Here is a 16625-nt window from a genome sequence, read left to right on the forward strand (position 1 = left end):
TCGCGTCCATGACGACGACACTGATCACAGGGGCCAACAAGGGGCTCGGGTTCGAGACCGCCCGGCGGCTCGTCGCGGCGGGGCACACCGTCTACGTCGCGAGCCGGGACGCCGGACGCGGACGGACGGCCGCCGAACGGCTGGGCGCGCGGGCGGTGCCGCTGGACGTCACCGACGACGCGTCCGTGACGGCGGCGGCACGGGCCGTCGAGGCGGACGGCGGGCTGGACGTGCTGGTCAACAACGCCGGCATCCAGGTGGAGATGGAGGACGGCCACGTGGTGGCCGGCGCGGCGGAGCTGACCGCCGAGATGATGCGGCGCACGTTCGAGACGAACGTCTTCGGCATGGTCCGGGTGCTGCACGCGTTCCTGCCGTTGTTGCGGCGATCCGGCGCGCCGGTCGTCGTCAACGTCAGCAGCGGCCTGGCCTCCCTGTCCCGGATGGCCGACCCCGGCAGGGTCGGCCACGACTACCGGGGCGTGGCGTACCCGGCGTCGAAGGCGGCCGTCAACATGATCACCGTCCAGTACGCGAAGGCGTTCCCCGAGATGCGGATCAACGCGGTCGAACCCGGCTTCACCCGGACCGACCTGAACGGCAACAGCGGCCACCAGACCGTCGGGCAGGGCGCCGAGATCATCGTCCGCATGGCCCAGGTGGGACCCGACGGCCCCACCGGCGGCTACTTCGACGCCGAGGGCCCCCTCACCTGGTGACCGACGCCCTCCGCGCCTCGGGGGGTGATCCCGGCAGGCGCGGAGGGGACGGCGGTCAGTCCTTGATGACCGCGTCGCGGGGGCCGCCGTAGTAGGGGTTCTTGTCCAGGCGCTCCTCCGTCACGAGCAGCTGGATCACCCCCTTGGCGTTCTGCTCCGCCTCCCAGACGACCCAGTGGTCGCCGACGGGCGTGCTCTGGGTGTGGTCGATGGCGAACCCTCCCGGGTTGCCGGGCGGGACGGTGATGACCGCGAAGATCACCTTCCGGCCGAGCCTCCTCAGCTCGGGCAGCACCTCGCCGACGGTCTTCTCGTCCACCCGCAGACCGCCCAGCTCGCGGGTGCTGATGGCGCGGAACTCCGGCTCCTCCTGCTTCACCGTGGGGAGGGGCACGGGCTCGCAGGGCGCCACCGGGCCCTCCATCAGATACGTGCTGGTCAGACCGCCCTTTCCGCTGAGGGTCCAGACGAACGTCTGCCCCGGGCCGAACAGCTTGGTGTTGATGCGCATCTGCACGCCCTCGGACTCGCCCGGGATGTTCTCCGGCAGGCTGTAGATGCCGCGCGGGATGTTCTCCACGTCCTTGCCGCGCGGCCGGCGGCACGTCATGCCCTTGGGCACGTGGTCCACCAGCGCGGGCACGCCCAGCTCCCTCAACCGCTTCTCCAGCCCGGTAGCGTCGTCGAAGTCACGGATCTGGATCGTCACCATCCCCTCGTCCAGGTTGACGGCCCACGAGCTGGGCGCGCCGTCCTCCAGCACGATCGGGACCGTCACCACACCCGCGGCCAGCGCGACCGCGGCGACCAGCCCGAACGCCAGGCGCCCGGGCCGGACGCCGCGCCGTGCCCGCCGGGCCGAGCCCGGCGCTGTTCCCGGTGCCGTTCCCGGTGCTGTGCCCGGCTCTTCGGCGGTGATCGCGGCCAGCAGCGCCCGCGCCCCCGCGCCGGACGACTCGCCTCCCCGCTCACCGGGCGCGACCCGGGCCAGCCTCCCGATCGCCTCGATCCCGTCCAGGTTCCGCTCGGTGTTCTCAGCGTTCTCGGTGTTCTTCACAGCGCTCCTCCCAACGGCCTCTCCGCCGGGACCAGCCGGCTCTCTGCGGTGACGTGCACGCCCGCCGACGCCAGGGCGCGCGACAGGCGCTTGCGGGCGCGGTGCAGCCTGATCCGTACGGCGTTGCGCGACAGGCCCAGCGCCTTCGCGATCTCTTCGCGTTCCAGCCCCTCCCACGCGACCAGGGACAACAACTCCCGGTCGTCGTCGGACAGGCCCCTGAACGCCCGGCCGATCGCGTCCAGCTCGACCTGGCTGTCGGGCGAGTGGCCGTACAGGTCGGCCAGTTCGGCGTCGAGCTCGGCCGTGCGCTCCCTGCGGCGGTTGTCGCCCCGGAAGTGGTTGGCCAGGACCTTGCGCGCCACGCCGTACAGCCAGAGGGTGGCCTCAGGGCCCTCGGGCAGCTCGTCCACCCGGCGCCAGGCGACGGTGAAGGTCTCCGCCACCACGTCGGCGGCGTCCTGAGGCGAGTCGCACCGGCGTACGGCGTAGGCGGTGATCTGGCCGTAGGCCCGGTTGTAGGCGGCCTCGAACTTGGCCGACCGCTCGTCATCCACGGGCGGTTCCCATGGCGAATCTCCTCATCGAATCATTTGCTCGGACACCTCTGCCTATGTGCGCGCATGCGCCATCATTTCGCCCTGAATCGCGGCGAACTTCGAGGGTCCCGAGCATGGAGACGTGGGGTCAGACGCCGGTCACCGGGTTCTTCGGCACGCGCTTCTCGGACACCAGCAGCCGTACCGCGCCCTGCCGGTACGGCTCGGCGGCCCAGACCACCCAGTGGCCGCCCACCTTCGCCGACTGCCCGCGCGGGTCCACCGAGAAGCCGTCCCCGCCGGGAGCGGGTTCGATGATCTGGAACGTCACCTCCAGGCCCCGCCTGCGCGTCTCGGCCAGCACCTCGGCGACCGGGCGGCCGTCCACGACGTAACCCTCCAGGGCCTCGCCCTTCCGGCCGGCGTCCGCGTTGTTCTGGTACAGCTCGCCGGGCCTGGCGGGGCGGCCCAGGTAGAGCACGCCCTTGCCGCCGAAGTCCTTGGAGACGGTGACGGTGAGCGCGCAGCCGGGCCGTCCGGGGGTGCAGCCCTTCGGGCGCAGGGTGCCGCCGATGCGGTCGCTCTCGGTCGTGCCGCTGAAGCCGAGCCGGAAGACCTCGCCGACCGCCGTGGGGGAGGCGGGCCGCAGGTCGAGGGCGACGTCCAGGCCCATCGCCCGGAACGCCTCGCTGTAGAGGGCGTGGTCGGCGAACGGGTCCTTGATCGTGGCCACGTACTCGTCGCCGCGCAGTTCGATGCCGATGGCGGAGTTGGCGTACGCGGTGGGGCGGGCGTCGGGGCCGGCCAGCACCGGGCCCAGGACGGCCGCGGCGGCGAGCGCGGCGGCGGCGAGCAGCCCGCCGAACAGGAGCCGCCCCCGACGCCCGCGCCGGGAAGCGGGGAAGGCGCCGTGAAGGCGGTCCTCCTGCTCGGCCAGCGCGGCCAGGAAGCGGTCCTCCTGCGCGGCCAGGGCCTCTGCGGTGGGCGCGGGCACCTCCGAGCGGAGGCGTCCGAGCTCGGTCATCTCATTCATGGACGGGCTCCTCGCTGACGACGGCCATCGGGTTGACTCCTCCGAGCTCTCCGCGCAACTTCTCCCTGGCCCGGTTGATGCGAGAACGCACGGTTCCGACCCGCACGTCCAGCGCCTCGGCGACCTCGGGGTACGTCAGCCCGGCCCACGCCACCAGCAGCAGCGCGTCACGGTGACCTCCGGGCAGCGTCGCCAGCGCCCCGGCCAGGCGGCGGCGGGCCGCCTCGGCGCTCACCCGGTCGTCGCTGCGGTCGGTGAAGGAGGCCGTCACCGGGTCCGTGCCGGTGCGTTCGAGCACGCGCAACTGGTGCACCTCGGTACGCACATGGCGGCTCATCAGATTGGTGGCGATCCCGTACAACCAGGGACGGGCGTGCGGACGGGACAGGTCGTAGCGGCCACGCTGCCTGAACGCCGTCAGGAACGTCTCCGCCACCACGTCGTCCGCGGCGTCCGCCCCCAGCCTTCTGGTGACGTACCGGGTGATGCCGGAGGCGTGCCGGCGGAACAGCTCGGCGAAGGCCTCCGGCTCGTGCAGGGAGCGTTGGACATGGGAGGCGTCATCACCTTCCGGATGGTTCGGGGCGCTCACTTTGTGGCCTTTCGGCGATGAATCAGGACAACAGTTGTTGCCTGGACGGCCGCGAGCGGTTCCCGGCGACCGCGTACGGAACGCCCCTCATCCTCCCGGGAGGCGGTCAGCCGCCGTCGAGGGCCTGGTGGTCGACCTTGCCGTTGGGCAGGCGCGGCAGGGAGTCCAGCCGCTGGAACACCGTCGGGACGGCCACGATCGGCAACCGGTCCAGCAGGTGCGCGCGCAGCGCCCGGCGGTCGATCCGGTCCTGGTCGGTGACGAGGTAGCCCTTGAGCCGCACGGGGCCGGAGCCGGTCCGCGCGACCCCGACGGCGGCGGCCAGCACGCCGGGGAAGCCCGCCATGGCGTGCTCGATCTCCGCGCGTTCCACCCGCGCGCCGCCCAGCTTGAGCTGGTGGTCGGCGCGGCCGTGGAACAGCAGCTCCCCGTCCGGACGCCGGGAGACCAGGTCGCCGGTGCGGTAGGCGTCCCCGAGGCCCTCGGCCAGGCCGGGGCCGGAGATCAGCAGCTCGCCGACGCCGTCCGGGCCGGGGTCGGCGATGGTCACGCGCGCCCCCGGGACCGGGCGGCCGATCGGCACCCGGGCCGCCTGCGCGTCCTCGGGGACGCAGCGGTGGACCGTGCTCCAGACCGTGCACTCGGTGGGGCCGTACTCGTTGTGCAGGGCCGTGCCGGGCAGCGCGGCGTAGTGCTCCCCGACCAGCGCGGGCGGGCACGTCTCGCCCGCGACGATCACCGTGCCGAGCGACCCGAACGCGTCGGCCAGGCCGTTGCGGAGCGCCAGCCCGTAGAACGACGGCACCATGAGCAGGTGCGACGGCCGGTGCTCGACGGCGAAGCGCGCGGCGGCGGCCAGGTCGGACGGGCGCTGGCTCGGGATGACCAGCCTGCCGCCGCAGGCCAGCGTCCAGTAGATCCCGGCGACCGAGCTGTCGAAGGAGATGGACGAGCAGAGCAGGAACCCGGTGACCGGCGACCCGTAGTGGGCCAGCCGGGCCGAGGTCGACCAGGCCAAGGCGGCGCGCGAGACGGTGACGGGCTTCGGCGTGCCCGTCGAGCCGCTGGTGAAGCAGGTGTAGGCGAGCCGCGCCGAGGTGGCGGGCACCGGCCCGTCCGGCAGGTCCGTACGGGCCATCTCGACGCGGAGGGCCGGGCCGGTCAGCGGGACGATCATGTCCGGCTCGATGAGCGCGATCCGCGCCCCGCACGCCTGCGCGACGTCCTGCTGCCGCTGGAAGGGGAAGGCGGCGTCGATGGCCACGTAACGGCCGCCGGCCCGCAGGACGGCGAGCATGCCGATGACCGCCCACCGGGACAGGTGCGCATGGATCACCACGGGCTCGTCGGGCCGCAGGCCCGCCTCCAGCAGCACCCGCGCGAGCCCGGCGCTGTGCCGGTCCAGGTCCCGGTAGGACAGCTCGCCCTCGCGGTCGGCGATCGCGGTGTGCTCGCGGCCCAGGTGGGGTTCGATGAGCTCAAGCATCGGCCAGCCGCTCCAGCACGCGCAGGAACCCGGCGACCTTCTCCTCCACCCAGTCCAGGCCGAACATCCCGGCCTCGTAGGCGACGACGCCGACCACCTCCTCGTCCACCCGCATCGACCACAGCAGGTGCACGGGCATCACGGGAGCGGGCTGCCGCTCCTCCGGCACCGGCGTCAGCAGCAGCGCCGGGTCCTCGGCGGTGGGAGCGAACGGCGTCCTCGGGATGAGCTGGAACACCGGGAAGGTGCGCTCGACGACCTCCGACGGGTCGAACACCACGGCCGCCAGCTCCGGCGCCTCGGGCAGCACCCGCAGCAGCGGCACGTCGTGCCGGTAGGCCGCCCGGCACGCCTCGTCGGCCCGGCGGCTCAGCTCGTCCAGGTCGGCGGGGTCGTCGGTGGTGATCCGCAGCCACAACAGGTTGAGCATGAACCCGGCCGTGTACCACTCCGACGGCTTGCGCCCGGCGGTGATGACCGGCACGACGGCGTCGCCGTGCCCCGCCCAGACCGACGCGGTGAACGCCGTCAGCAGGAGGGTGAACGGCGTGGTCCGGCGGCGGCGGGCCGCCCGGCCCAGGCGCAGCCACAGCGGGCCGGGCACGGTGAATCGGCACGTCCGCTGGTCGCCGCGCCTGCCGGGCGTCGGCACCGGCATGGCGAGCTCCGCCACGCCGTCCAGCCGGTCCCTCCAGTACGGCAGCGCGTCGGTGATCGTCCTCTCCCAGGACGGCGAGAAGTCGTCGGCGGCGACCTCGGCGTACCCCATGACCCCGGAGCCCGGCGGCGGGCCGCCGCGCAGGCGGGCGGTGTAGGCGTCGGACAGGTCGCGCGCCAGCAGCGGCAGCGACCAGGCGTCGGAGGTGAGGTGGTGGGCGACGATCACCAGCAGGCTCGTGCCGTCCTCGCACCGGCCCAGGTGCACCCACAGCAACGGCGGCTCCTCCGGCGGGTACGCCGAGCCGGTGGCCATCGCGAGGAAGGCGTCCTCGTCGTCCACGTCGTGCACCAGCAGGCGCCCCGGGACGCTTTCGTGCACCCGCGCCCGGACGCCGCCGTCCGGATCGCGCGACACGGTCGTGCGCAGGGCGTCGTGCCTGGCCACGACGTCGTCCACGGCCCGGCGCAGCACATCGGCGTCCACCTCGTGCGCCACGCGGTAGGCCGCCCGGACGATGAACGTCGAGTTGACCACGCTCCCCGGCACGGCCTCCTCCAGCCCGAGCAGCAACCGCTGGGCGTAGGTGAACGGGATCTCTGTCGTCATTGGCCTCTCCTGGGCGTCCCCGAGATGATCAGCTTCTTGAAGCCGGTGAGGAAGGTCGATCGCACCCGGACCGGTTCGCCGACCACCTCGACGTCGGCGAAGGTCGCGAACAGCGTCGCGAAGAACAGCCGCAGCGTCAGCCGGGCCAGGTGGGATCCGATGCAGTAGTGATGTCCGCTGCCGAAGGCGAGGTGGCGGTTGGGCGTACGGGCCGGGTCGAAGGTGTCCGGGTCGGCGAAGACGGCGGGGTCACGGTTGGCCGAGCCGATCCAGGCGACCACGGGCTCGCCCGCCGGGAGGTCCACGCCGGACAGCCGCACCGGCCGGGTGGTGTGGCGCATGAAGTGGCTGCCGGGCGACGCCCAGCGCAGCGCCTCCTCGACCCCGTCGCGCAGCAGCTCAGGACGGCCGGCCCAGGCGCGGTAGCCGCCGCGGGCCAGCTCGAACACCGTGGAGCTGACCACGTTCGGCAGGGTGACGCTCGCCCCGAGCAGCAGGCTGTAGCAGTTGGAGACGGCCGTGCCGGGGTCCATCCGGCCGCCGTCCGGCGACAACATCAGGCTGATCAGGTCCTCGCCGGGGGTGCGGGCGCGTTCCCGTACCAGGTGCAGGAAGTAGGCGAACAGCTCGCGGTGCGCCCGGCGCAGCGTCCCGGACGCGTCGCCGGCGACCTGGTAGTCGGGGTCGTCCTCGGCGCTGGCCGCCATGACCAGCGTGAGCAGGCGCGGCCGGTCCTCGTCCGGCAGCCCCAGCAGCGGCCCGGCCAGCGCCAGCGGCAGTCCCCGGACGGCGGCGGCCAGGTCGAACTCCGGCCCGTCCAGGCCGGGCGCGAGCAGCCCGGTGATCGCGGTGATGACGGACGGCTCGTAGGCCGCGGCCGAGCGCAGGTCCATGACCTTCCGCAGCGGGGCGCGCATCCGGTCGTGCTCGGGCGGGTCGGTGGCGGCGAGCTGCCGTCCGGCCGCCGGGTCGTCGCGGCCCAGCAGGTTGAGCAGGGTGCCGCGCTCGCTGGTGAAGCACGTGTGGTCGCGCAGGACGCGGTCCACGTCGGCGTACCGGGTGACCGACCAGAAGCCCCGGTCGTGCCGGTGCACCGGGTCGTTCTCGCGCAACCACCGCCAGGTCCGGTGCTGCCCGCCCGCCTCGAACAGGGCGGGGTCGGCGAGGTCACGCATGGTCGAAGGGGGCCGGCGAGCCGATCACCTCGGCGAGCTCGGCGATGGTCGGCGACAGGAACAGCGTCCAGGCGGGCACCTCGAACCCGAACTCGCGGTCGATCGCGAACTGCACGTCGGCCGCCAGCAGGGAGTCGCCGCCCAGCTCGAAGAAGTCGTCCTCGATGCCGACGGGCGCGACGCGCAGTTTGGCCGACCACAGGCCGGCCAGCCGCCGTTCGATGTCGGTGCGCGGAGCCTCGTACGCCGATTCCAGTTCGAGGTCGTCCCGTGACGTGACAGTGGTCATCCCAACTCCGTGGTGAGGTGAACGCGAGGGCCCGGCCAGCCTGCCCCGCCGCTGTTGAGTCCCCGTTGAGGATGTGTTGATCACCCTCGCCCAGGTTCGGGAGATCGGCCGGACGGTGCGGCGACGGCCGAATCTCCTCCTGACGAGGTCGCCGGCGTGGAAGCAGGCATCCCTCACCCTCGGCTCCCTGTGGCGCGCCTGTGTGAAACGGCGTGAGCGGCACGCGATTGACACAACCTGCGGAACTTGACGGCGCCCGCAATTTCGTTTCATAGTGAGCCGGTCACCTATTTACGTATTCCCGGAGGTTCGCAGCGACAATAATGTTAGCGATAACAGAGCAACTTCCTTTCCGTCCCTGACGGTTCGTCGCAGGTCAATGGACATAGGGCTGTGCGCGTCCGCGCAGCGGCCGATCGCCTCTTTCCGTGCGTCGAATTACCTCGGCACCCCCTGAAAGGCAGCGGTTTCATTGATGATGTCCCGGTCCGGATCAAGCATTCTCAAAAAGGCGGGAGCGGCCGTCGCGCTCGTCGCCGGGCTGCTCGCCGGCGCCCCCGCGGCGTCGCAGGCCGCCACCCAGCAGTCGTGCGACATCTACGCCGCCGGCGGCACCCCCTGCGTCGCGGCGCACAGCACCACCCGCGCCCTGTACGCCGCCTACAACGGCCCCCTCTACCAGGTGCGCCGCTCCTCCGACAACGCCACCCGCGACGTCGGCCTCCTCGGCGCGGGCGGCTACGCCGACGCCGCCGCCCAGGACGCCTTCTGCGCCGGCACGACCTGCCTCATCACGGTCCTCTACGACCAGTCCGGACGGGGCAACCACCTCACCCAGGCGCCCCCCGGCGGGTTCCCCGGCCCGGCACCCGGCGGGTACGACAACCTCGCGATCGCCACCGCCGCCCCGACCGTGATCAACGGCCACAAGGCGTACGGCGTCCGGGTCACCCCCGGCACCGGCTACCGGAACAACACCACCAACGGCGTCGCCAAGGGCGACCAGCCCGAAGGCATGTACGCCGTCTTCGACGGCACCCACCACAACGGCGGCTGCTGCTTCGACTACGGCAACGCCGAGACCAACAGCCGCGACAACGGCAACGGCACGATGGAGGCCATCTACTTCGGTGACATCAAGGTCTGGGGCTACGGCACCGGCAACGGCCCCTGGGTCATGGCCGACCTGGAGAACGGCCTGTTCTCCGGCGTGAACCCGGGCTACAACGCGAACGACCCCAGCGTCAGCCACCGCTACCTGACCGCCGTCGTCAAGGGCGAGCCGAACCACTGGGCGATCCGCGCCGGGAACGCCCAGTCCGGCGGCCTGTCCACCTACTACGACGGCCCGCGCCCCAACGCCCCCGGCTACAACCCCATGAAGAAGGAGGGCGCGATCATCCTCGGCATCGGCGGCGACAACAGCAACGGCTCCGCCGGCACCTTCTACGAGGGCGTGATGACCTCCGGCTACCCCTCGAACGCCACCGAGAACGCCGTGCAGGCGGCCATCGTCGCCGCCGGTTACACCACGACGGGCGGCGGCGCGGACGGGACGCTCACCCCCGGCGCGTCCGTCTCGCTGCGCGCGACCACGGCCTGCTGCACCACCCGCTACCTGCGCCACCAGAACGACCAGGTCGTCACGTCGGTGATCGGGTCCGGCAGCTCGTCGCTGGACAGGAGCGACGCCACGTGGATCGTCCGCGCCGGGCTGGCCGGGAGCTCGTGCCTGTCGTTCGAGTCGCGCAACTACCCGGGCGACTACCTGCGGCACCAGAACTACCAGCTCCACCGGCAGCACAACGACGGCAGCGCGCTGTTCGCCGCCGACGCCACCTTCTGCCCGCAGGCGGGGAAGAGCGGCCAGGGCACGTCGTTCGCCTCCGCCAACTTCCCCGACCGGTTCCTGCGCCACTACGACAACACCGTCTACATCGCGAGCAACGGCGGCTCGCACGCCTTCGACAGCGCCACCTCCTGGGCGGCCGACGTGAGCTGGGCCGTCAGCCCGCCCTGGGCGTGACGGGCCCCGAGCCGTCCCCGGCCCGCGACCGGGGCGGCTCACCGCATGTCGGCCGGACGGGCCCGCCCGTCGAAGGGGAAACGGGCGCGGAAGTCGATCTCGGCCTCGGCCATCGACATGAACGTGACGCCCTTGTGCCCGCGCATGTGCGCGATGAGCCGCTCCAGCATCAGCAGCACCTGGGGACGCCCGCTGACGTCGGGGTGCAGCGTGATGGGGAAGACCGCGTAGTCCAGCTCGCGGTAGACCCAGTCGAACTGGTCGCGCCACTGCTGTTCGAGGTCGCGCGGGTTGACGAAGCCGTGGCTGTTCGGCGAGCTCTTGATGAACATCATCGGCGGCAGGTCGTCCAGGTACCAGTTCGCCGAGAACTCCACCAGGTCCACCTCCTCGCCGGGCACCAGCGGCTTCATCCAGGTCGAGGCGGCCTGCTCGTAGTCGATGCGCGTCCAGCGCTCGCCCTTACGGGCGTAGAAGGGCTGGAAGTCGCGGTAGGACTGCGAGTGGTCGTAGCCGAAGCCGTAGCGCAGCAGCAACTCGGCGGTCCGCGCGGACATCTCCCACCACGGCGCCACATAGCCGCGGGGCCGGACGCCGAGCACCTGGTCCAGCACCTCCAGGCTGCGCGCCAGGACGTCCTCCTCCTGCTGGGCGGACATCGAGACCGGGTTCTCGTGCATGTAGCCGTGCGCGCCGACGTCGTGCCCGGCCTCGACGATCCGCCGCATCTGGTCGGGGAACGACTCCGCCGAATGTCCAGGGACGAACCAGCTCGTCCGGATTCCCTCGCGGGCGAACAGGCGCAGCAGCCTCGGGGTCCCGACCTCGGCGGCGAACACGCCCCGCTGGATGTCGTTCGGTGAGTCCTGGCCGCCGTACGAGCCGATCCAGCCCGCCACGGCGTCCACGTCCACGCCGAAGCACACGTTGATGGCTTTCTTCATGGACCAGGACGTACCCCCGGCGTGACGGCCGGGCAACCGGGTTCGTCGGATCTTGGGTAGATCCTTCACAGGTGCCCTGACCTGGTCTGGTTCGCCTACAGTTACGGCGTGAACATCTGCGTCTTCTGCTCCGCCGCCGACCTCGACGAGCGTTACACCCGTCCCGCCCGCGAGTTCGCCGAGCTCATCGGCAAGGGCGGCCACACCCTGGTGTGGGGCGGCTCCGACACCGGCCTGATGAAGGTCATGGCCGACGGCGTGCAGGAGGCCGGGGGCCGCCTGGTGGGCGTCTCGGTCGAGTTCCTGGCGCACAAGGCCCGGCCGGGCGCCGACGAGATGCTGGTCACCCGCGACCTGGCCGAGCGCAAGGCACAACTGCTGTCCCGCGCCGACGGCTTCGTGATCATGGTGGGCGGCAGCGGGACGCTCGACGAGGCCACCGAGATCCTGGAGCTGCGCAAGCACGGCCTGCACACCAAGCCGGTCGTGTTGCTGAACACCGCGGGCTTCTACGACGGGCTGAAGCAGCAGTTCCAGCGCATGGAGGCGGAGGGCTTCCTGCCGCTGCCCCTCACCGAGCTGGTGTTCTTCGCCGAGGAGGGCGTCGGGGCCATCGCCTACCTGGAGGAACAGTCGGGCCTGATCCCGCCGGGCGACCGGGGCTGACCGGCCCGGCGGCGGGCGTTCAGGGACGACCGCGCGCGGGTAGGGGGGGAGGAGGCTGTGGCCGTCGGGGGAGGTCACGATGGGGGCTGACGGCGAGCCCGCAGGCAGCGGGCTGGCGTTCGAAGTGCTGGACCCGGCGCCGGTGGGCGTGGCGGTCGCGCGCGGCCCCGACCACCGCCTGGTCTACACCAACGCCGCCTACCGCTCCCTGTTCGCCGACAGCCGCACCGGGATGCCGATCGAGGAGGCGTTCGCGGAGTTCGTCGAGGTGCACTTCCGCGCCCAGTTCGACCGGGTCTACGCCACCGGCGAGCCGTTCGTCACCACGGCCGAGCCGGAGTACGTCGTCGGCGGGCTGGAAGGCACCGAGAAGCGGTTCTTCACCTCCAGCCTGTCGCGCGTCGTCTTCGGCCCCGGCGACTACGGCGTGCTGGAAGTGGTGATGGAGGTGACCGACCAGGTCACCGCCGCGCGGCGGATCGAGGCCATCGCCGAGGAACGCCGCCGCATCCTGCGCCGCTACGAGAGCCTGATGAAGGTCAGCGCGCAGATCATCTGGGTGACCACCCGCGACGGCTACGTGCACGAGCCCAGCCCGACCTGGGAGCGGGTCACCGGGCAGCCGTGGGAGGAGCACCGCGGCCAGGGCTGGCTCAAGATGGTCCATCCCGACGACCGCCAGGACACGATCAGGTCGTGGGTCCGGGCGGTCAGCAGGGCCATCGACACCTGGGAGCACGTCTACCGGCTGCACACCGCCGACGGCTCCTACCGGCACTTCCAGATGCGCGCCGTGCCCATCTGCGAGAACGGCCAGATCGTGGAGTGGGTGGGGTCGTGCACCGACATCGAGGACCAGTGGCAGGAACAGCGCCGGCAGCGCCTGCTCGACAACGCCGCGGCGGCCACGGCCCAGTCCACCAGCCTGGAGGAGATGCTCGGCGCGCTGTCCGACGTCATCGTGCCCGAGCTGGCCGACGGCTGCGGCGTCTACCTCGTCACCGACCTCACCGGCGAGCGGCACGGCGGGGCGCCGTTCGTCGTCGAGCGGCTGGTCACCGCGGTCCGTCGCGGCCTGGTGCCGCTGTCGCCGTACAGCGAGGAGCAGCTCGACGACGACAACGCCTTCGTGACGGCCGTACGCCGGCGGCGGCCCATGCTGCAGACGTTCCCGGCCGGGTCGCCGCCGCCCGGCCTGGCCCCCGCGAGCACGCGCGAGTGGCTGGCGGCCAGCGACGCCAACAGCCTGCTGATCCTGCCGGTCGTGGTCGACGGCACGGTCCCCGCCGTGGTCGGGGTGGTGACGTGCGGCGAACGCCCCGCGATCAGCCGGGCCGACATCTCGCTGCTGACCAACATGTTCGGCCACGCCCACGACGCCCTGAGCCGGGCCATCCGCTTCCAGCGCACCCAGCAGGTCGCGCTGGCCCTGCAGTACAGCCTGCTCGCCGAGCCGCCGCGGCTGCCGGGCCTGCGGATCGTGGCCCGCTACCGGGCCAGCCCGAGCGCCGCCGAGGTGGGCGGCGACTGGTACGACTGCTTCGTCCTGCCCGACGGCGTCCCGGCGCTGGTCATCGGCGACGTGGCGGGGCACGACCTGTCGGCGGCCGTCCTGATGAGCCAGTTGCGCAACATGCTGCGGGCGCTGGCGATGGACCGCTGCGAGCCGCCCGGCGAGATCCTGACCCGGCTCAACGTCGCGATGGAGTCGTTGTCCTCCGACGTCACGGCCACGTGCGTGTTCGCCCGCGTGGAGGAGTGCGAGGGCGGCCACCGGCTGCGGTTCGCGGTGGCCGGCCATCCGCCGCCCCTGCTGGTCACCGCCCAGGGCCACGGACGCTTCCTGGAGGGCGCGGTCAGCCCGCTGCTCGGCTTCCCCGACGACGAGACCCGCGCCTCCCAGACGGAACCGCTCCCGCCGGGCGGCACGGTGCTGCTCTACACCGACGGCCTCATCGAGCGGTCGGGCGAGCATCTCGACCTCGGCCTGGAGCGCCTGCGCCGGGTGGCGGAGTCGCTCGCCGCCGAACCGCTGGACAGCTTCTGCGACCAGGTGCTCAGCGGCCTGCCCAGCACCGGGCTCGACGACATCGCCATCATCGCCCTCCGGCTCCCGCCCGCCGCGCAGGAGTGATCAGCCGGGCAGCAGGCCCGTGACCGTGCACAGGCTGCGCAGCGCGGCGTGGGTGCTGAGGGCCCGCCCGTAGTCCCCGCCCAGCAGGGCGGCGGCGGCCTCGCGTCCCATGGCCTGGACGGCGGGGTCGCGCGCGGCCACGGCGTACCGGGCGCTACGGGCCACGCCGACGACGATGCCGGTGGAGTCCAGGACGCGGAACACCGGCTCGGCGCCGGCCCGGTCGGCGGCCGCGCAGGCGCGTACGGGCGGCACCGGACCCTCGGAGGCCACGCTCAGCTCGCGGACCACGGCCGCCCGGTCGACCGGCAGTGGCTTGTCGTCGGCAGTGGACAACGCGGTGATGGCCAGATGGCCGAACAGCAGCGAGCCGAGCACGGTGGGGACGAGCGAGAGCACGGCGCCGACCGGCCGCCCGGCGGCGCCGTTCCATGGACGCGCACCCCAGGGACGTGCCTTCCGGGGAAGGGGACCCGCGTCGGACAGCGCCTGCACGCCGCCGCGCAGCACACTGCCCAGCCACGCCACGGCGGGGCCCACCAGCATCAGCACGGCGAACCCGATCGTGAAGAACGGCCCGTTCCGGGACAGTAGACGCGGCAGCGGGGCCATGCAGGACGAGAGCTGCCCGGGACCGCACGCCGCGATGACCAGGTGGACCAGGACCAGCGGTACGAGGCCGAGCACGATCAGCAGCATGAGGACCCCGGCGCCCGCCACGACCGGCGCCGTGCCGCCGCGTCCTCCGGCGGCCAGGCCGAAGCAGAACGACCCGGCCAGGACCACGGCCGTCGCCACGATGAGCAGCGGGGCGAAGAGAGCCGCCGCGCTCGCCGGGGGCACGTCCCCGGTGAGCGGCACGCCGCCGAAGGTCGAGCGCAGCCGGCCGTAGAAGGGGACCATCACCCCCGAGTACGCCAGGACGATCGCCACCGCGGTGACGTTGACCGCAGGCAACGGCATGCGCGGCGCCGCCAGGCGGCTGGGCGGCGCGTCCCGCCAGACGGCCGCGAGAGGCCGGGGTGGCAGCCCGCGGCGCGCCGCCCAGCCGGTCACCGCGACGGCGCAGGCCAGCACGACGCAGAGCTGCAACGTCGGGTTGACCGCGGTGGTGAACAGGCTGAACCAGAGGATGTTCCAGTCGGCCGAGCTGCCGGTCATCCACGTGATGACGTCGAACCAGAAGCTCAACCACGTCCCGAAGATCAACGCCGACAGCGCCGAGCCGGCCAGCGCGGCCGTGCGGACCCGCCGGGCCAGCGGCAGCCACACGGACGCGCACAGCAGCGCCCACCTGAGCATGAGCTGGAACAGGACGGCGAGCAGCAAGGCCAGCACGGCCGCGATCACGGGCGACCTGGCGAGGATCGCGGCCCACGAGCCGTGGGCGGTCGCCAGCGGCGGCGCGACGAGCTGGCCGGTCAGCACCCCCGCCGTCAGGGCCGTCGCGGCGAGCAGCGTGGACGGCGGCCGCGTGTGCGTGGCCTGCGCCAGCAGCCCGGCCCGCCACACGGTGCCCGCGACCGCGCCGGTGGCCAGCGCCCCGAACAGCACCCCGACGGCCAGGCGCTCCGGAGTGAACAGGGAGACCCCGGACGCCGGGAACAGCAGGCTCATCAGGTGGACGCACGGCGTGTAGCCGAGCCCGAGCAGCACGCCGACGGCCGCCGACTCCACCACGCCGACCCGGAAGAGCAGCGGCGCGCCGCGGATGACGCCCGCCCGCTCGTCGTCGCCGGGATGGAACGACAACGGCTCCCACCGGCGCCGCCCGCTCGTCGGCCGCGACGGGCGCAGCGTGTCCAGGAGCAGCCGCTCGCCGCCCGGCGTGGCGCTGCCGCGCAGGTCGGCGTAGTACTCCCTGGTCCTGAGCACCGCGGTGCGGGTGAACCACAGGAGAGCGAGCACCGCCGCCACCCGCCACGGCAGGACGGCGCGCAGGCCGGGCTCGACGGCCGAGAGCAGCAGCAGGGGCAGGGCGACGACCAGCACGTACGCCCACCAGATCGCGAAGGCGAACGTGGTCAGGCCGACGTCCTTGTTGCGCAGATGGGCCAGCTCGTGGGCGAGGACGGCGTCGAGCTGCCCGGAGTCGGCGTCGGCCGCGCGCAGCAGCCCGAGGTCGAGGATGATCCGGTACCGGGGGCGACGGCCGAAGGCCCGGCCGCTCGCGCTCGCGCGCAGGGTCGCCACGTACACCTCGGTCCCCGGGGCCAGGGCCCGTACGGTGTCCTCGACGCGGCGCACCACGGCGGCCATGCCCTCGTCCACGGCGAGCCGGGCCAGCGGCCGTGGGCGGGAGCGCATGACCAGGCGCGGGTGGAGGAGGTGGATCACGACGGTCACGGCGAGCAGCACGGCCACCATGCCGATCACCGTCCACCCGGCACGGACCGACTCGTGCTGGAGGCACCCGAGGTAGTCCCGGACCAGGTCGCCGTCCGGCACGCGTCCCGCGCCGGAGTTCGCGGCCAGGGCGCAGGCGCGCGGGCCGAGGTCGGTTCTGGCGGTGACGTACCGGTCGAGCAGCACCAGGTACAGGTGGACGGCGCTGGTGACGGCGACCACGATCATGAGCAGGAAACGCGCCGTGGTCGCCGCGGGGAGCGCGAACGGGTCCAGTCTCGGCGGCGACGGCGGCACCGGCGGACCGGCCGGCGCCGCGCCGTCCTGGCGCGGCCCGCTGGTGGTGGGCACG

General features: G+C 72.8%; 14 protein-coding genes. 4 read left to right on the top strand and 10 right to left on the bottom strand.

The annotated features are described in order from the left end of the window. The first annotated feature begins 8 nt into the window (after positions 1–8). Positions 9–719, top strand: coding sequence for an SDR family NAD(P)-dependent oxidoreductase (locus ABZ815_RS36000; protein ID WP_357705685.1), 711 nt, complete (start codon positions 9–11; stop codon positions 717–719). Positions 720–774: 55 nt separating this feature from the next. On the opposite strand, the gene ABZ815_RS36005 is transcribed toward ABZ815_RS36000, so the two are convergent. The 8 genes from ABZ815_RS36005 to ABZ815_RS36040 form a co-directional block, all read right to left on the bottom strand. Beyond that, positions 775–1776, bottom strand: a complete 1002-nt coding sequence (locus tag ABZ815_RS36005) for a hypothetical protein (RefSeq protein ID WP_357705686.1) — start codon at positions 1774–1776, stop codon at positions 775–777. Continuing rightward, on the bottom strand, positions 1773–2333 hold the full coding sequence (locus tag ABZ815_RS36010) for an RNA polymerase sigma factor (protein WP_357705687.1): 561 nt from the start codon (positions 2331–2333) through the stop codon (positions 1773–1775). Before ABZ815_RS36010 ends, ABZ815_RS36005 begins: the two co-directional genes overlap by 4 nt. A gap of 130 nt (positions 2334–2463) precedes the next feature. Next, positions 2464–3348, bottom strand: coding sequence for a hypothetical protein (locus tag ABZ815_RS36015; RefSeq protein ID WP_357705688.1), 885 nt, complete (start codon positions 3346–3348; stop codon positions 2464–2466). Beyond that, a complete protein-coding gene (locus ABZ815_RS36020) occupies positions 3341–3940 on the bottom strand; it encodes an RNA polymerase sigma factor (protein WP_357705689.1) in 600 nt (199 codons plus the stop codon). The genes ABZ815_RS36015 and ABZ815_RS36020 overlap by 8 nt, the downstream gene beginning before the upstream one ends. Before the next feature lie 106 nt (positions 3941–4046). Next, a complete protein-coding gene (locus tag ABZ815_RS36025) occupies positions 4047–5426 on the bottom strand; it encodes an amino acid adenylation domain-containing protein (RefSeq protein WP_357705690.1) in 1380 nt (459 codons plus the stop codon). Continuing rightward, a complete protein-coding gene (locus tag ABZ815_RS36030) occupies positions 5419–6693 on the bottom strand; it encodes a condensation domain-containing protein (protein WP_357705691.1) in 1275 nt (424 codons plus the stop codon). Before ABZ815_RS36030 ends, ABZ815_RS36025 begins: the two co-directional genes overlap by 8 nt. Continuing rightward, positions 6690–7868, bottom strand: a complete 1179-nt coding sequence (locus ABZ815_RS36035) for a cytochrome P450 (protein ID WP_357705692.1) — start codon at positions 7866–7868, stop codon at positions 6690–6692. The genes ABZ815_RS36030 and ABZ815_RS36035 overlap by 4 nt, the downstream gene beginning before the upstream one ends. Continuing rightward, complete coding sequence (locus ABZ815_RS36040; RefSeq protein WP_357705693.1) at positions 7861–8157, bottom strand: phosphopantetheine-binding protein; 297 nt, start codon at positions 8155–8157, stop codon at positions 7861–7863. The genes ABZ815_RS36035 and ABZ815_RS36040 overlap by 8 nt, the downstream gene beginning before the upstream one ends. 475 nt (positions 8158–8632) lie before the next feature. Here ABZ815_RS36040 and ABZ815_RS36045 point away from each other — a divergent pair, with 475 nt between their 5' ends. Then, positions 8633–10183, top strand: a complete 1551-nt coding sequence (locus tag ABZ815_RS36045; RefSeq protein ID WP_357705694.1) for an alpha-L-arabinofuranosidase B — start codon at positions 8633–8635, stop codon at positions 10181–10183. Between the two features lie 38 nt (positions 10184–10221). Here ABZ815_RS36045 and ABZ815_RS36050 read toward each other — a convergent pair whose 3' ends face one another. After that, positions 10222–11127 carry a polysaccharide deacetylase gene (locus tag ABZ815_RS36050; RefSeq protein ID WP_357705695.1) on the bottom strand — a complete coding sequence of 302 codons (906 nt, stop codon included), beginning with the start codon at positions 11125–11127 and terminating at the stop codon, positions 10222–10224. Positions 11128–11235: 108 nt separating this feature from the next. Here ABZ815_RS36050 and ABZ815_RS36055 point away from each other — a divergent pair, with 108 nt between their 5' ends. After that, a complete protein-coding gene (locus ABZ815_RS36055) occupies positions 11236–11793 on the top strand; it encodes a TIGR00730 family Rossman fold protein (protein ID WP_357705696.1) in 558 nt (185 codons plus the stop codon). A 79-nt stretch (positions 11794–11872) separates the two neighbouring features. Further along, positions 11873–13927: a SpoIIE family protein phosphatase gene (locus tag ABZ815_RS36060; protein ID WP_357705697.1), complete on the top strand. Its 2055-nt coding sequence runs from the start codon at positions 11873–11875 to the stop codon at positions 13925–13927. On the opposite strand, the gene ABZ815_RS36065 is transcribed toward ABZ815_RS36060, so the two are convergent. Further along, positions 13928–16624 carry a M48 family metalloprotease gene (locus ABZ815_RS36065; protein ID WP_357705698.1) on the bottom strand — a complete coding sequence of 899 codons (2697 nt, stop codon included), beginning with the start codon at positions 16622–16624 and terminating at the stop codon, positions 13928–13930. Position 16625 lies beyond the last annotated feature (1 nt).

Source organism: Nonomuraea sp. NPDC047529, from assembly GCF_040642995.1.
In the GTDB taxonomy this organism is placed as follows: domain Bacteria; phylum Actinomycetota; class Actinomycetes; order Streptosporangiales; family Streptosporangiaceae; genus Nonomuraea.

Coding starts and splice junctions, on each gene's coding strand:
- ABZ815_RS36060 (WP_357705697.1), top strand. CDS start 11,873: ATGGGGGCTGACGGCGAGCCCGCAGGCAGCGGGCTGGCGTTCGAAGTG.
- ABZ815_RS36030 (WP_357705691.1), bottom strand. CDS start 6,693: ATGACGACAGAGATCCCGTTCACCTACGCCCAGCGGTTGCTGCTCGGG.
- ABZ815_RS36000 (WP_357705685.1), top strand. CDS start 9: ATGACGACGACACTGATCACAGGGGCCAACAAGGGGCTCGGGTTCGAG.
- ABZ815_RS36035 (WP_357705692.1), bottom strand. CDS start 7,868: ATGCGTGACCTCGCCGACCCCGCCCTGTTCGAGGCGGGCGGGCAGCAC.
- ABZ815_RS36025 (WP_357705690.1), bottom strand. CDS start 5,426: ATGCTTGAGCTCATCGAACCCCACCTGGGCCGCGAGCACACCGCGATC.
- ABZ815_RS36050 (WP_357705695.1), bottom strand. CDS start 11,127: ATGAAGAAAGCCATCAACGTGTGCTTCGGCGTGGACGTGGACGCCGTG.
- ABZ815_RS36040 (WP_357705693.1), bottom strand. CDS start 8,157: ATGACCACTGTCACGTCACGGGACGACCTCGAACTGGAATCGGCGTAC.
- ABZ815_RS36045 (WP_357705694.1), top strand. CDS start 8,633: ATGATGTCCCGGTCCGGATCAAGCATTCTCAAAAAGGCGGGAGCGGCC.
- ABZ815_RS36015 (WP_357705688.1), bottom strand. CDS start 3,348: ATGAATGAGATGACCGAGCTCGGACGCCTCCGCTCGGAGGTGCCCGCG.